13 protein-coding genes are annotated in these 15,491 nt (G+C 69.2%); 3 read left to right on the forward strand and 10 right to left on the reverse strand.

Translation table 11 applies throughout. From position 1 onward, the window contains the following. Window positions 1–58: 58 nt before the first annotated feature. The 5 genes from NHL51_RS04455 to NHL51_RS04475 all read right to left on the reverse strand — a co-directional run bounded on the left by NHL51_RS04455 (window position 59) and on the right by NHL51_RS04475 (window position 6,176). A complete protein-coding gene (locus NHL51_RS04455; protein WP_434141969.1) occupies window positions 59–991 on the reverse strand; it encodes an aldo/keto reductase in 933 nt (310 codons plus the stop codon). Between the two features lie 62 nt (window positions 992–1,053). Beyond that, complete coding sequence (locus tag NHL51_RS04460) at window positions 1,054–1,983, reverse strand: diacylglycerol/lipid kinase family protein (RefSeq protein ID WP_434141970.1); 930 nt, start codon at window positions 1,981–1,983, stop codon at window positions 1,054–1,056. A gap of 34 nt (window positions 1,984–2,017) precedes the next feature. Then, window positions 2,018–4,282, reverse strand: a complete 2,265-nt coding sequence (locus NHL51_RS04465) for an ATP-dependent Clp protease ATP-binding subunit (RefSeq protein WP_434141972.1) — start codon at window positions 4,280–4,282, stop codon at window positions 2,018–2,020. A gap of 187 nt (window positions 4,283–4,469) precedes the next feature. Beyond that, the gene (locus NHL51_RS04470; RefSeq protein WP_434141973.1) at window positions 4,470–5,111 is read right to left on the reverse strand and encodes a TMEM175 family protein; all 642 of its coding nucleotides are present in this window, start codon (window positions 5,109–5,111) and stop codon (window positions 4,470–4,472) included. Window positions 5,112–5,303: 192 nt separating this feature from the next. Further along, complete coding sequence (locus NHL51_RS04475) at window positions 5,304–6,176, reverse strand: shikimate dehydrogenase (RefSeq protein WP_434142202.1); 873 nt, start codon at window positions 6,174–6,176, stop codon at window positions 5,304–5,306. Between the two features lie 179 nt (window positions 6,177–6,355). Between NHL51_RS04475 and NHL51_RS04480 the strand changes: the two genes are divergently transcribed. The 3 genes from NHL51_RS04480 to NHL51_RS04490 all read left to right on the forward strand — a co-directional run bounded on the left by NHL51_RS04480 (window position 6,356) and on the right by NHL51_RS04490 (window position 10,628). Beyond that, entirely contained in the window at window positions 6,356–8,143 is a 1,788-nt protein-coding gene (locus NHL51_RS04480) for a TIM barrel protein (protein WP_434141974.1), read from the forward strand. 98 nt (window positions 8,144–8,241) lie between these two features. Continuing rightward, window positions 8,242–10,182 carry an FAD-dependent monooxygenase gene (locus tag NHL51_RS04485; protein ID WP_434141975.1) on the forward strand — a complete coding sequence of 647 codons (1,941 nt, stop codon included), beginning with the start codon at window positions 8,242–8,244 and terminating at the stop codon, window positions 10,180–10,182. Next, complete coding sequence (locus tag NHL51_RS04490) at window positions 10,179–10,628, forward strand: MarR family winged helix-turn-helix transcriptional regulator (RefSeq protein ID WP_434141976.1); 450 nt, start codon at window positions 10,179–10,181, stop codon at window positions 10,626–10,628. The genes NHL51_RS04485 and NHL51_RS04490 overlap by 4 nt, the downstream gene beginning before the upstream one ends. A 44-nt stretch (window positions 10,629–10,672) precedes the next feature. Here NHL51_RS04490 and NHL51_RS04495 read toward each other — a convergent pair whose 3' ends face one another. The 5 genes from NHL51_RS04495 to NHL51_RS04515 all read right to left on the reverse strand — a co-directional run bounded on the left by NHL51_RS04495 (window position 10,673) and on the right by NHL51_RS04515 (window position 15,359). Beyond that, window positions 10,673–11,374, reverse strand: a complete 702-nt coding sequence (locus NHL51_RS04495; RefSeq protein ID WP_434141977.1) for a TetR/AcrR family transcriptional regulator — start codon at window positions 11,372–11,374, stop codon at window positions 10,673–10,675. Between the two features lie 64 nt (window positions 11,375–11,438). After that, the gene (locus tag NHL51_RS04500) at window positions 11,439–12,422 is read right to left on the reverse strand and encodes a phosphotriesterase family protein (protein WP_434141979.1); all 984 of its coding nucleotides are present in this window, start codon (window positions 12,420–12,422) and stop codon (window positions 11,439–11,441) included. Window positions 12,423–12,435: 13 nt separating this feature from the next. Then, on the reverse strand, window positions 12,436–13,455 hold the full coding sequence (locus tag NHL51_RS04505) for a DctP family TRAP transporter solute-binding subunit (RefSeq protein ID WP_434141980.1): 1,020 nt from the start codon (window positions 13,453–13,455) through the stop codon (window positions 12,436–12,438). A gap of 72 nt (window positions 13,456–13,527) precedes the next feature. After that, the gene (locus NHL51_RS04510) at window positions 13,528–14,802 is read right to left on the reverse strand and encodes a TRAP transporter large permease (RefSeq protein ID WP_434141981.1); all 1,275 of its coding nucleotides are present in this window, start codon (window positions 14,800–14,802) and stop codon (window positions 13,528–13,530) included. Then, window positions 14,799–15,359 (reverse strand): TRAP transporter small permease, encoded by a 561-nt coding sequence (locus NHL51_RS04515; protein WP_434141983.1) that lies wholly within the window; start codon window positions 15,357–15,359, stop codon window positions 14,799–14,801. The genes NHL51_RS04510 and NHL51_RS04515 overlap by 4 nt, the downstream gene beginning before the upstream one ends. Window positions 15,360–15,491: the final 132 nt, after the last annotated feature.

Here is a 15,491-nt window from a genome sequence, read left to right on the forward strand (position 1 = left end):
CGACAGGGGTCGCCTTCCCCTGACCGGCACCGCGCCGCGCAGCCCGCCCGACGCCGACCTACGGCACGACGGTGCCCGCCGCGCGCACGAGCTCGTACCATTCGGGGCGGGTCAGCACGATGTCGGATCCCTGCGCCGCTGCTGCGACGCGTGCGGGCGTGGTGGTGCCGAGCACGACCTGCATGCGCGCGGGGTGCCGGGTGATCCACGCGACGGCGATCGCCTCGGGCGGCACGTCGTACTTCTCGGCGAGTCGGTCGATCATGGCGTTCAGCTCGGGGTAGCGGTCGGAGCCGAGGAAGGCGCCGTCGAAGAACTGCGCCTGGAACGGCGACCATGCCTGCACTGCGATGTCGTTGAGCCGGCAGTAGTCGAGCACGCCGCCGTCGCGCATCACCGATTGCTCGAGCCCCTGCATGTTCGCGGCGAGCCCCTGCGAGATCATGGGCGCGTGCGTGATCGACAGCTGCAGCTGGTTCACGACGAGCGGCTGATGCAGGCTGCGGCGCAGCAGCTCGATCTGCCCCGGCGTGTGGTTCGAGACGCCGAATGCGCGCACCTTGCCGGCCGCCGCGAGTTCGTCGAACGCGCGCGCCACTTCGTCGGGTTCGACGAGCGCGTCGGGCCGGTGCAGCAGCAGCAGGTCGAGGTAGTCGGTGCCGAGCGCTGCGAGCGATCCGTGCACCGCCTCGATGATGTGCTCGTACGAGAAGTCGAAGTAGGGGCCGTCGTCGACGATGCCGACCTTCGACTGGATCTTCCACTGCTCGCGCTCCGACGGCGTGAGCCGCAGCGCCTCGGCGAAGCGGCGTTCGCAGCCGTGAACGGCGTCTCCGTAGATGTCGGCGTGGTCGAGGACGTTGATCCCTGCGTCTCGCGCGGCGCTCACGAGCGCGCGCACCTCTTCGTCGCTCTGGTGCTCGATGCGCATGAGCCCGAGCACGACCTCGGAGACGGTGAGATCGGTGCCCGGCAGGGTGAAGGTTCGCATTGCGCCAGGCTACCGCCCTCGGGTGACCATCGACAGGGATCGCCTCCCGCGAACGGCCCGCCCTACGCCGGGGCGAGCACTTCGAGCCGCTCGGCGGCCAGGCGGATGCGCACGCGGCCCTCGCCGACCCGCTCGCCGTCGGCGTAGGCGACGAGGCCGGGCGCCTGCGCCTCGACCTCGTTCGCGCGCAGCATCGTCGCCTCGGGGCGCTCGGCGTGGCGGGCCTGCAGCAGCAGGGGGAAGATGCGCAGCAGACGCGCGAGGCCGATCGGCGCGACGTGCGTGATGTCGAGGAAGCCGTCGGCCGGGTCGGCGTCGGGGCACATGGGGATGCCGCCGCCGTAGCTGCGAGTGTTGCCGACGGCGAGCAGGATGCCGGGCCTCGGCTCGGGCGCACCGCCGTCGAGGCGCAGTTCGAACGGCAGCGCGCTCAGGCGCAGCAGCTCGATCGCGAGCGCGAGAAAGTAGCGCAGCCGCCCCTTCGGCCAGCGCAGCCGATTGGTGCGGTCGGCGACGCGGGCGTCGAGCCCGATCGCGCAGACCGTCAGGAAGCGCATGCGCCGCACACCGCCGCCCGGGACGGTGCACTCGATCTCGCCGACATCGATGGGGCGGGTGCGGCCGTTCAGCACGAGATCGATCGCGGCGGCGGCCTGCTCCGCGGATGCAGCCGACCCCGAGCCGACGGGCAGCCCGAGCGCCCGCGCCAGGTCGTTGCCGGTGCCCGCGGGCACGAGCGCGATCGGGATCCCGCAGCCGAGCACGTCGTCGAGGATCAGCGAGAGCGTACCGTCGCCGCCGACGACGGCGATCGCGTCGGGCCGGTCGCGCACGGCGGCTGCGGCGAGGCGGCGCATCTCGTCGCGCGATCCGCCCCGCAGCACCCGCGGTTCGATGCCGTGCTCGCGCAGGCGCGCGACCGCGGCATCGGCGGCCCGGGCTCCGAGCCCGCGCCCCGACACCGGGTTCACGAGCAGAGCGACGGCGGTCACGTCGACCAGTGTGGCACAGGCCGCTCGCGCGGCGTCAGTCGAGCAGCTCGGCCTCGATCACGCCGTCGTCGCCGTCGCCCGATCCACCGGAGCCGCCACCGAACCCGGTGCCGCCCGTGGCGGGCGCCGATCCCTGGCTCTCGAGCATCAGCGCGCTGCCGTCGGAAGCGACATCGACCCGCACCGTGTCGCCGTCGCGCACCTCGCCGCCGAGGATCGCCCGGGCCAGCCGGTCGTCGATCTCGCGCTGCATGAGGCGGCGCAGCGGGCGGGCGCCGTAGATGGGGTCGTAGCCGCGCTCGGCCAGCCACCTGCGCGCGCCCGGCGTCACGGCGAGAGTGAGGCGCCGCTCGGACAGGCGCGTCTGGAGGCGGTCGATCGACAGCTCGACGATCTGCGCGAGGTCGTCGACCGACAGCGGATGGAAGATGACCATCTCGTCGAGGCGGTTCACGAACTCGGGCTTGAAGGCTCGCCGCACGGTCTCGCGCACGGCGCCCTCCTTGTCGGGCCACGACATCTCGGGATCGATGAGGTACTGCGACCCGAGGTTCGAGGTGAGGATCAGGATGACGTTGCGGAAGTCGACCGTGCGGCCCTGACCGTCGGTGAGCCTGCCGTCGTCGAGCACCTGCAACAGCACGTCGAACACCTCGGGGTGCGCCTTCTCGACCTCGTCGAGCAGCACGACCGAGTACGGCCGGCGCCTGACGGCCTCGGTGAGCTGACCGCCCTGCTCGTAGCCGACGTACCCGGGAGGGGCGCCGACGAGGCGCGACACCGAGTGCTTCTCGCCGTACTCCGACATGTCGATGCGCACCATGGCGTGCTCGTCGTCGAAGAGGAACTCGGCGAGGGCCTTCGCGAGCTCGGTCTTGCCGACGCCGGTGGGGCCGAGGAAGAGGAAGGAGCCGGTCGGCCGGTTGGGGTCGGCGATGCCCGCCCGCGTGCGGCGCACCGCGTCGGCGACCGCACGCACGGCGTCGTTCTGGCCGATGAGCCGCTTGCCGAGCTCGCTCTCGAGCGCGAGCAGCTTCTCGGTCTCGCCCTGCATGAGGCGGCCGACCGGGATGCCGGTCCACGCCGCGACCACGCCCGCGATATCCTCATCGGTCACCTGGTCGTTCACCATGCGCGGCTCGCCGTCGCCCGCCGCGGCGCCTGCCTCTTCGGCGTGCTCGGCCTCGATGAGCTGCTTCTGGATGACGGGGATCTCGCCGTAGAGCAGTTTCGACGCTTTCTCGAGGTTGCCGTCGCGCTGGGCCACCTCGGCCTGCATGCGCAGCTGGTCGAGCTTCTCGCGCAGTTCGCCGACGCGGTTCAGCGAGGCGCGCTCGCGCTCCCACCGCTCCTCGAGCACGTCGAGCTCGCGCTGGCGCGCCGCGAGGTCGTCGCGCAGCTTCGCGAGGCGATCCTTCGAGGCCTCGTCCTTCTCCTTCTTGAGCGCCATCTCCTCGAGCTTCATGCGGTCGACGGCGCGGCGGCGCTCGTCGATCTCGATGGGGGCCGAGTCGATCTCCATGCGCAGGCGCGACGCCGCCTCGTCGATCAGGTCGATCGCCTTGTCGGGGAGCTGCCGCGCCGTGATGTAGCGGTTCGAGAGCGCAGCCGCGGCGACGAGCGCCGAGTCGGCGATGGTGACCTTGTGGTGGGCCTCGTAGCGCTCCTTCAGCCCGCGCAGAATGGCCACGGTGTCTTCGACCGTGGGCTCCCCCACGTACACCTGTTGGAAGCGCCGTTCGAGCGCCGCGTCCTTCTCGATGTATTCGCGGTACTCGTCGAGGGTGGTCGCGCCGATGAGGCGCAGTTCGCCGCGCGCGAGCATGGGCTTCAGCATCTGAGATGCCGCGACCGACGATTCGCCGCCGCCCGCGCCCATGAGCGTGTGCAGTTCGTCGATGAAGGTGATGAACTTGCCGTCGGAGTCCTTGATCTCCTGCAGCACGGCCTTCATGCGCTCCTCGAACTCGCCGCGGTACTTCGCGCCCGCGATGAGCGCCGAGATGTCGAGCGAGATGAGCTCCTTGTCCTTCAGGGACTCGGCGACGTCTCCCGCGACGATGCGCTGGGCGAGGCCTTCGACGACGGCGGTCTTGCCGACGCCGGGTTCGCCGATGAGCACCGGGTTGTTCTTCGTGCGGCGGGTGAGCACCTGGCTCACACGGCGGATCTCGGAATCGCGGCCGATGACGGGGTCGAGCCCGCCGGAACGCGCGACCTCGGTGAGGTTGACGCCGAACTGCTCGAGCGCGCTCTGCTCGCCGCCTTCGCCCTGGGCGGGCTGCCAATTCGCCTGCATGCGGGGGTCCTTTCGTTCAGCAGACGCCTGCGATCGGGCCGCTCAACGCACCCGAATCACAAACTTGAGTGATAATGACTCAAGTTTATGCGAGTGCGCGAATTTTCGCCAGGGATCGCCCCTCGCGCTAGCTGTGAGTTCGCCCGTCGCACCCCGATACCGCGGAACCCGGCGCCGCTCGCGCGCATCACGCCTGCCGGGCCGCGGCGCGCTCGCTCATACGGCCCGTCGCGAAGCCGACGGGCACGAGCAGCGCCCAGCACAGCTGCGCCCAGTTCGGGCCGGCGAGATAGGCGACGGGGATCGACGCCGCGAACACCGCGATCTGCGCGACGAGGTCGAAGCGCGCCGCCCGCACCGCCCGCGGGGCGAGGCGCTCCTCGAGCAGGCCGCGGGCCCGCCCGATCTCGACGGTGACGCCCTGCGAGGCGATCGCGAGCGCCACGTTCACCGCGTAGATCGCGGTGGGCAGCGGGTACTCAGAGATCTCGGGGTCGCTGATGCCCTGCGTCGTGAACGCGATGAACACGATGAGCCCGGCGGTGACGAGATTCGATGCGATCACCGCGCTGTCGAAGGCGCGGAACTTCGCGAGAACCGAGGTGTTCGCGCGCCAGAAGATGGCGATCACGATGAAGCTGATCACGAAGCCGAGCAGTTGCGACCCGAGCCCGCCCGAGAGCAGCGTCGCCAGGTCGGTCCACTCGGCCGCCGGCGGCAGGTCGATATTCGCGATGAGTAGCGTGATCGCGAACCCGTAGATGGCGTCGAAGAAGCCGAGCCCGCGCCCGAACTCGGCGCCCTCGCGCCCGAAGACCTGCTCGGCCATGCCGCCCCCTCGCGTATCCGTTGACACGAGAATACGCTCGGGGCGGAACAATGGGTCGCATATCGGGGTTCCGGGACAGGGATCCCCACAATATGCGACCCATCGTCGCCGCAGCGCGGGTGCGGGCCCGCGATTGCAGCCGCTACGAGTCGAAGCCGATGTCGGTGCTGCGTCTGCGATGCCGCTCTCGGCCTACTTCGCCGCGGTCTCCGCAGCCTCCGCGGCGTCCTCGGCTTCGATGAGGCTGCGGAAGTGCGCGTGCATGCGGGCCGGATCGGCCTCGCGGCCGGTGACGAGCCGGAAGGTGTCGACCGCCTGGCCGACGGCCATGTGCCCGCCGTGCATCGTGCGGCAGCCGACCTCGCGGGCGGTGCGCAGCAGCTCGGTCTCGAGCGGCCGGTAGACGATGTCGGCGACCCAGTGGCGGGGGCGCAGCAGCGAGGGATCGAGCGGCGTGCCGGGGTGGTGGTCCATACCGATGGGCGTGCAGTTGACGACGCCGTCGCCGGTCTCGAGCAGCTCGGGAAGCCATTCGGGCCCGGCGGCGCGCACCGGGCGGCCGTGGCGGACCTCGAGCTCGGCGGCGAGCGCGCCGGCCCGCTCGGCGTCGAGGTCGACGATGACGAGGTCTGCGGCGCCGAGGCGCAGCAGCGCATCGGAGACGGCGGAGCCCGCCCCGCCAGCGCCGAGCTGCACGACGCTTCCGGTGGCGGCGCCCGGGAGGGCCTCGCGGAAAGCGCGCTCGAAGCCCGTAGTGTCGGTGTTGTAGCCGATGCGCCCCTCGGGCGTGAGGAGCACGGTATTGACGGCGCCCAGCCCCTCGGCGACGGGGTCGAGCCGGCCGAGCAGCGGAATGACGTCGCGCTTGCAGGGGTGGGTGATGTTGAGGGCGTCGAAGCCGAGGCGCTCGGCCCAATCGAGGATCTCGGGGAGGCGCTCCGGCTCGAGATCGAGCGCGGTGAGGTCGATCGGCCGGTAGACGAGGGCGATGCCCTGCTCCCGCCCCTCGCGCATGTGCATCGGGGGCGTGAGCGACGGAGTGGTGCCCGTGCCGACGAGGCCCATGAGGATCACATTCTTGGGGGGCACGGCCACTCCTTCGTTCGCGGTGCAGTATCGACCGGAGTGCTCTCCGATAGATACTCGGCAGTACATTATGTACTAACCAGTGAGTTAATGCTCCCGGGTCTCCGGCGTTCTTGTCAAGCCTAGTAAATTAACTATCCGGTTGGTACATTATGGGCATGCGCACCTCCATCGCCACTGTCTGCCTGTCAGGCGGTCTCGCCGAGAAGCTCCATGCCTGCGCCGCTGCAGGCTTCGACGGCGTCGAGATCATGGACTCCGACCTCGTCGCCGCCGCCGAGTCGCCCGAAGAGATCCGTGCACTGTGCGCGCGCCTGGGGCTCACGATCGATCTCTTCCAGCCGTTCCGCGACTTCGAGGGCGTGACCTCCGAGCTGCTCGCCGACAACCTGCGGCGGGCCCGCGCGAAGTTCGAGGTCATGCAGCGGCTCGGCGCAGAGATGGTGCTGCTGTGCAGCAACGTCGCCACCGCCACGATCGCCGACCCCGAGGTCGCCGCCGAGCAGCTCGCAGCCCTCGCCGACGTCGCCGCCGAATACGGCATCTCCATCGCATACGAGGCCCTCGCCTGGGGCAAGTACGTCAACGACTACCGCGACGCCTGGCGCATCGTCGAGAAGGCCGACCGCCCGAACCTCGGCATCTGCCTCGACAGCTTCCACGTGCTCTCGCGCGGGCACGACCCGGCCGAGATCGAGGAGATCGCCGCCGATAAGCTCTTCTTCCTGCAGCTCGCCGACGCCCCGTCGATGGACATGGACGTGCTGTCGTGGAGCCGCCACCACCGCCTCTTCCCCGGCGAGGGCGACTTCGACCTCATCCGGTTCCTCTCGCACGTCATGCTCGCCGGCTACCGCGGGCCGCTCTCGCTCGAGGTCTTCAACGACACCTTCCGCCAGACCGACACCGCTCGCACCGCGGCGCACGCGATCCGCTCGCTGCGCTGGCTCTACGACCGCACCGCGGCGCGGCACGGCTGGACCGAGCTGCAGATCGACCCGCCGCAGCCGCCGCGGGCGATCGACTTCGTCGAGATCGCGGGCGAAGACCTCTCCGGCGTCGAGCAGACGCTCGAGCAGCTCGGCTTCGTCTTCAGCGGCGGCCACCGCACCAAGGCCGTGCATCTGTGGCGCGCCGGGCGGGCGAACCTGATCCTGACCGAGAAGCCCCGGGCCCGAGACGCGCACCTCGCCGGCATCGGCTTCGAGGTCGACGATGCGGCATCCGCGGCGCGGCGGGCCGTCTCGATCGGCGCTCCGCCCGTCTTCCGGCGCACTCGCTCGGGCGATGCCGAACTGCCTGCGGTCGCCGCCCCCGACGGCACCGAGATCTTCTGGAACTCGCGCACGGCGGCGGAGTCGTGGCTCTCGGAGTTCGAGGGCGGCCAGGACGCCGACGCGCACGACCTCGAGGGCATCATCGACCACATCAACGTCGCCTACCCCTGGCAGGAGTTCGACGAGGCGGTGCTCTTCAACACGAGCACCCTCGCCCTCGACGCGGAGCCGCCCGCCGATGTGCCCGGGCCCCTCGGCCTCGTGCGCAGCCAGGTCATGCGCACCGCCGACGGCGCGGTACGGCTCGCGATGAACCTCGCCCCGCCCACGGCGCCGCTCCTCCCCCGCCACATCGCGGTGCGCGTCGACGACGCGATCGGCGTCGCCCGCCGAGCGCGCGCGGCCGGGCTGGTGTTCCTCAACATGCCCGACAACTACTACGACGATCTCGAGGCCCGCTTCGGCCTCGCTCCCGCACTGCTCGACGAACTGCGCGAACTCGACCTGCTCTACGACCAGGGCGCCGACGGCGCCTTCGTGCACTTCTACACCCCGGTCATCGGCGAGATCTTCATCGAGATCGTGGAGCGGCGGGGCGGCTACGACGGATACGGCGCCGCGAGCGCGCCGGTTCGCCTCGCGGCGCAGCGGGAACACGGGAAGCGGTAGTCGCGCACGGTCGAGAGGCGCGGTGGAAATTCGTCGTTGAATTAGTTGGGGTACTGATCATATACTGCTCATGACAGCCGAGCCGAAGGAGCCTCATCATGCAGCAGCACTACCGCGACGGTTTTTATCCCGGTGAGCCGACGATCCACCCGCACCCCGTGCAGACCGGCCCACGCGCGCCACTGAGCACCGCTGGCCGCATCGACGAGGTCGACGTGCTCATCGCGGGCAGCGGCCCCGCGGGCCTCATGCTCTCGGCCTATCTCTCGCAGTTCCCCGACATCACGACCCGCATCGTCGAGCGTCGCGACGGCCGCCTGCTGCTCGGGCAGGCCGACGGCATCGCCTGCCGCACGGTCGAGACCTTCGAGGCGTTCGGCCTCGCGCAGAAGCTGCTCGAGGAGGCGTACTGGGTCAACGAGACGGTCTTCTGGCGCCCGGCGGAGGGCGACCGCGGCGACATCGCCCGCACCGGCCGCATCCAGGACGTGGCGGACAACCTCAGCGAGTTCCCGCACGTCATCGTCAATCAGGCGCGCATCAACGATTACCTGCTCGACTTCATGGCGCGTTCGACCACGCGCCTCGAACCCGACTACGGTCTCGAGCTCGTCACCCTCGAGGTCGACCGCTCCGCGGAGCACCCCGTGACCGCGACTCTGCGCGATACGGCGAGCGGTGACGAGCGCACCGTGCGCGCCAAGTACCTCGTCGGCACCGAGGGCGCGCGCAGCAACGTGCGCAAGGCCATCGGCCGCAGTCTGCACGGCGATGCCGCCGGGCACGCCTGGGGCGTGATGGACGTGCTGGTGAACACCGACTTCCCCGACATCCGCAAGAAGGCCGCGATCCAATCGGCCGACCACGGCAGCATCCTGCTCATTCCGCGCGAGGGCGGCAATCTGGTGCGCCTCTACGTCGACCTCGGCGAGATCGACGAGAGCACGCGCGCCGAAGTACGCACCCGCAGCGCCGAGGATCTGCAGCGCACCGCGAACCAGGTGCTGCACCCCTACACCCTCGACGTCAAGGAGACGGTGTGGTGGTCGATCTACGAAGTGGCGCAGCGGGTCACCGACGGCTTCGACGACGTCGCGGGCCGCCCCGAGGCCGCCGATGCCGAGCCGCGCGTCTTCATCGCTGGCGACGCCTGCCACACGCACAGCGCCAAGGCCGGCCAGGGCATGAACGTGTCGATGCAGGACACGCTGAACCTCGGGTGGAAGCTCGCCGCGGTGCTGCGCGGGCAGGCGAAGCCCGAACTGCTCGAGACCTACTCGGAAGAGCGCCAGCCGGTCGCCCAGCATCTCATCGATTTCGATCGCGAATGGTCGGCGATGATGGCCGCGGGCCCGCGCGACCCGGAGCACCCCGAGCGCGGCGGCGTCGACCCGGCCGAGCTGCAGGAGTACTTCGTCAGGGCCGGTCAGTACACCGCCGGCTTCGGCGTGCAGTACACGGAAGACGCGAGCGCGAAGATCTCGCTCACCGGCACGACCGCGCACCAGTCGCTCGCGACCGGTTACGAGGTGGGCCGCCGCTTCCACTCGGCCCCCGTCACCCGCGTCGCCGATGCCTATCGCGGCGAGCTCGGCCATGTGCATCGCGCCGATGGCCGCTGGCGCCTCTACCTCTTCGCCGATGCGGCGGAGGAGCGCTTCGCGTCGCTCTGCGACTGGCTCGAGAACGACCCCGCATCGCCGATCGTCGCGCACACCCCTGCGGGCGCCGATATCGACTCGGTCATCGACGTGCGCGGTGTGCTGCAGCGCCCGCACCACGAGATCGACGTGCGCGAGCTGCCGGCCCTGCTGCGGCCGACGAGCGGCCGCTACGGCCTCATCGACCACGAGAAGGCGTTCAGCGCGATCAGCCGCGAGAACAACCTCGACGCCGTACGCGACATCTTCGAGCTGCGCGGCATCGACCGCGAGCAGGGCTGCGCCGTGCTCGTACGCCCCGACCAGTACGTCGCGCAGGTGCTGCCGCTCACCGGAACGGCGACGCTCACCGCGTACTTCGAGGCGTTCCTGCAGTGACCGGCGCAGATGCCGGCCCGCTCTACCACACGGGTCACCTGCTGCGTCGGGCGCAGCAACTGCACCAGGCGCTCTGGAACCGCGAGGTGTCGAGCGAGGTCTCAAGCGTGCAGTTCGCCGCCCTGCTGGTCATCCGGCAACGTCCCGGTCTCAGCCAGGCCGAACTGTGCGACGAGCTCGACCTCGACCGGTCGACGATCGCCGATCTGGTCGATCGCATGGTGCGGCGCGGTCTACTCGCCCGCGCGCAGAGCACCGAGGATCGCCGCCGCAAGGTGCTCACGATCACTGAGCGCGGCGCGTCGACGCTCGACGAGATCAACCCGGGGGTCGAACGCGTCGACGCCTTGCTCACCGAGACCCTCGCCGCTTCGGAACGCGACGAACTGCGGTCGATGCTGCGCCGCATGCTCGCCCACGGGGTCGAGACGGGCACCCTGCGATAGGGCCCGGTGCCCGGCATCGGAACACGCGATCCCGGGCACCGGATTCAAGCCTGCGCAGCGGTATCCGTGAGCCAGGAGACGACGATGTCGCCGAGCATCCCGCGCAGGCGCCGACGCGTCGCCGGCTCCGACAGGGGATGCTCGAAGAGATAACCGAAGGTGTGCTGATTCGCGATCTGGAAGACGCAGTACGAGCTGATCATGAGGTGCACGTCGAATGCGTCGATGTCGCTGCGGAACTCACCGGCCCCGCGCCCGCGTGCGAGGATGCCGTCGAGCAGGTCGACGGCCGGCCGGCCGAGCTCGCGCAGCGACTCGATCTGTCTGATGAACCGACCGCGGTGGGTGTTCTCGATCGCGACGAGGCGGATGAAGGCCTCGTGCTCGACGTGGTGGTCGAACGTCACCTCGGCGATGCGGCGCACGGCCTCGATCGGGTCGAGCCCCGAGACATCGAGGGTGCGCTCGGCCGCACGGATGCCGCGGTACGCTTCTTCGAGCACGGCGAGGTAGAGCTGCTCCTTACCGCCGAAGTAGTAGTAGATCATCCGCTTCGTGGTACTCGTGCGGTCGGCGATGTCGTCGACGCGAGCGCCGGTGTAGCCCTCCTCGGCGAACACCTCGGTTGCAACCGCGAGCAGCTCGGCCCGGGTGCGCTCGGCATCGCGGATGCGCTCCCCCTCGGCGCGCTGGGAGCGCTCCTTCTTCGGGCGAGCGACCCGAGTCTTCGTCTGCGCATCCGTCATGTTCCGCACCTTACCCATTTCCTCGCCGTTCCGCCCAATTCCATTCGCACTTCCGAGGACGAACTCACGAACCGAGCAACAGCCTCCGGGGATTGTCGACCAGAAGCCGTTCGATCAGAGCATCGTCGGCGCCCCGTCTCCGCAGTTCGGGGAGCATCCCGGTGAAGAAATGGTCCATGCGCCAGGCCGGCGCGTGCTCCCGCCGCCAAGACGGCGGAGTCACCCGGCTGAAGCTTGCGGCGTCGTGCGAGACGAGGATGCGATCCTCGTAGCCGAGCTCGCAGAGCTCGAGCAGCGTGCGGATGCGCTGCTCGTCGGGCGCGGCATGCTCCATGCCGAACCGATCGAAGCCGAGGTACGAACCCCGGTCGGCCATCTCCCGTAAATAGTCGAGATCGGCCGAATCGCCGGCGTGCCCGATCGCCACCCGGTCGAGCGGCACGCCGAGCCCGGCGAGCATCTCCTGCTGGGCCAGGCCGCCGCGGCTCGGGGAATGCGAATGCGTCATGAGCGGCACGCCGGTCTCGGCCTGGGCAGTCGCTGCCGCACGGAACACCCGCGCCGCATCGACGGTGATTCCGGCCTCGTCGGAGGCGATCTTGAGCGCACCGGCGCGCACTCCGGTGCCAGCGATCCCTGTCGTGATGTCCGTGAGGAACATCTCGATGAGCGGATCGTCGCCGTCGATGAGCCGGCCGGGTCCGTTGATGCGGAAGTAGGGCGGCAGCGTCTCGGCAGCGTACCAACCGGTCGCTGCGACGAGCCGTACCGGGCTGCGCTCGGCTACTCGAGCGACGAGCCCGGCGTTGCGCCCGAGACCCATGACGGTGAGATCCACGACCGTGCGCACGCCGCGCGCATGCAGCGCGACCAGGTCGGCGACGGCCGACTCGACCGCGCGTTCCTCATCCCACTCGGGATGCGGAAAGTTGCGGTCGAGCTCGGCGTCCCCGACGAAGATGTGCTCGTGCACGAGCGTCACCCCGACCTCATCGCCCGGAATGTCGCCCGTGTACGTCGGCAGCGCGCGCAGGGGTGTGATCGTCATCGCCGCGGCTCGATCAGGAAGCGCTCGAACGGATCGCTTCGAAGACGGCGAGCGAGTCGCCGCTCAGCTCCTTCGACAGGTAGTCGAGGGCGCGCTCGCGGAAGGCATCGATATCGACGTCTTCGACGACCTCCCACTCGCCGCCCGTGCGCCACTCGTCGAGGGTCGCCTGCTCGTTGTCGGCCACGCACTGCGTGACCTCGCCGACCGCCGTCTGCACGGCGTCGGTCAGGGCGCCCTGCTGCTCGTCGTTCAGGTCGTTCCACTTCGAGCTCATGATGATGAGGTTCGTGTTGAGCTGGTGGCTCGAGAGGCTCAGGTAGTCCTGCACCTCGGCGAGGCCCTGCGCCTCGATGTTGGTGATCGGGTTCTCCTGCCCGTCGACGGTGCCCTGCTGCAGCGCCAGGAAGAGCTCTTCGTAGGCGACCTCGGTCGCGGTCGCGCCGAGCGCCTTGGCGTTCATGAGGAACTGCGGCGAGCCCGGGAAGCGGATGCGCAGGCCTTCGAGATCTTCAGGGGTGCGAATGGGGGTGTTCGCCGTGAACTGGCGCGAGCCTACCGACCACGCGCCGAGCGCATGCACGCCGGTTTCCGCTTCGAAGGCCTCCTTGACCTCTGCCGATGCGTCGCCGTCCATGAAGGCCGCGAGGTGCTCGGGGCCGTCGAAGACGTAGGCGGCGTCGAGCACGCTGATCGGCTCGTAGACCGCGCCGAGCGCCGAGGCGCCCTGCAGGTCGATGTCGATGTCGCCTGACACGACGGACGCGATGCGGTCGGCGTCACCGCCGAGCTGGCTCGAGGGGAAGATCTCGATCTCGAGCCCGACATCTGCGGCCGCGACCTCATCGGCGATGACCTGGGCGCCGCAAGCATGCTGCGGCTGATCTTCCGTGTAGCTGTGAGCGAGGGTGAGCTTGATCGTGTCGCCATCGGCAGCCGCGTCGCTGCCGCCGCCCGAGCACGCCGCGAGTGCGAGCGCCGAAACCGCGGCGACACCGACCCATCCCCAGCGAAGTCCCTGTCGTTTCTGCATGTTCTTTCCTCTCCGTCGAGCGGGCAGCGGGAACTTCCCGCCCCCTTGAGTGTTCGTTTCGTGTTCCATGGATTACAGCCCCAGAACGTTCGGGAGCCACATCACCGCGGCCGGCAGGAGCATGCACAGGAGTGCGACCACCAGCGACGGGACGATGAAAGGCAGGCATCCGCGGAAGACCTCGCCGATGCGGGTCTTCGATACCGCGGCCGTGACGAACAGCACGGTGCCGACCGGCGGTGTGAGCAGTCCGATCATCAGCGAGATGATCAGCACCACACCGAGCACGATGGGGTCGACGTCGTAGCGCTCGGCAATCGGCAGCAGGATCGGCACGATGAGCACCAGGATCGCGGTGGCGTCGATGACGGTGCCGAGGATGAGGCAGATGACCATGCACATGAGCAGGAACACCGAGGGGTTGTCGCTGACGGACAGCATGGCCTCGGTGAGGATCTGCGGGAGACGTTCGCGCGCCAGAATGTATCCGAGCAGCGACGCCGAAGCGACGATGATCATGATGGCACCGGTCGTGAGCACGGTCTCCTTGAGCGCCTGCAGCAGTCCCTTCCAGGGCAGGGATCGCTGCACGAGCGCGACGAGCAGGATGTAGACCACGCCGACCGCTGCCGCCTCGGTGGGAGTGAAGAACCCGCCGAGTATGCCGCCGAGGATGATGAATGGAGCGATGAGCGGCAGGATGACCTGCTTGAACGAGGCGATGACTTCGGCCCGGTCGACGCGACCGGCCTTGATCGCGGGGTTGCGCTTCACGAGGATCCAGACCACGATGCACAGTCCGAGGGCCATGGCGAGCGCAGGGATCACCGAGGCTGCGAACAGCGCGCCCGTCGAAACGGCGGCGAGACCGGCGTAGATGACCGCCGGGATGCTCGGCGGCATGACCGGTGCGATCAGCGACGACGAGGCGGAAACGCCCGTGGCGAAGCGGCGTCCGTAGCCGGCGCGGATCATGGCCGGGATCTGCACCTTGCCGAGCGCGGCGGCGTCGGCGACGGCCGAGCCGCTCATCCACGAGAACCCGACGCTCGTGCCGATGGCGACGTAGCCGAGGTTGCCGCGGACGCGTGCGAGCGCCGCCATCGCGAAGCGGAAGAGGCTGTCGGCGATCCCTGCATGGTTGGCGAGGGAGCCGAGCAGAATGAAGAGGGGGACCGCGAGGAGCGGGAAGCTGCTGCTCGCGTTCGTCACGAGCCGGAGTGCCTGGCCGGCGCTCTGCCCCATCAGCAGCATGTAGACGAGCGATGGCCCGAGGAACGCGAACGCGACAGGAACGCGGAATACGAGCAGCACGGCGATGCCGAGCGCGAGAAGCGTGAGCGTCATGCCACGACCTCCACTTCGTCGTCTTCGATCTCATTGAGCGCGGGCCCGTTCTTCAGGACGTCGAACGCCATGATGAGCGAGCGCACGGTCATACTGACGAGGCCCAGCAGCACGGGGATGTACACGTAGGACATCGGAACCTTCAGCACGGGCGACTTCACGATGCCCTGAGAATCGGCCAGTATCCATGCGGCGTAGGCGAGGCCTGCGCCGATCGCCGCGAGGGCAAGGTACGAGATGACGTGCACGATGCGGACGGCCAGGGGCGACTTCAGCGAGTCGAGGATCTCGAGGGAGATGTGCCCGCGCGAAGTGACGAGCAGACCGGCGGCCGCGAAGGTCAACCAGGTGAGCGAGAACCTCGAGATCTCACCGGTCCATGCGAGCTGCTCCATCGGCAGGTAGCGCTGCAGTGCCTGCAGGAAGATGAGGATGAGGATGGCCGTCAGCGTGACGATGCCGAAGGTCATCTCGATGGCGCCGATCGCGCGGCCGACCCTCGCGAGCGGCGAAACGGGCCGCGGTGTCGCGGACGGTTCTGGTGGGCGTTCGTTCACGGGACTTCCTTGTCGTCGTGGTTCCGGGTTCGGAGTTTTAATTAACGTACCAGATATTACATTAATTCAAAACGGCCTCTCATCCACGGCTCTCCCGATGACACGACGAAGCGCGCTGCCCCGAATCGGATC

The organism is Leucobacter sp. gxy201 (genome assembly GCF_051043335.1).
Classification (GTDB): domain Bacteria; phylum Actinomycetota; class Actinomycetes; order Actinomycetales; family Microbacteriaceae; genus Leucobacter.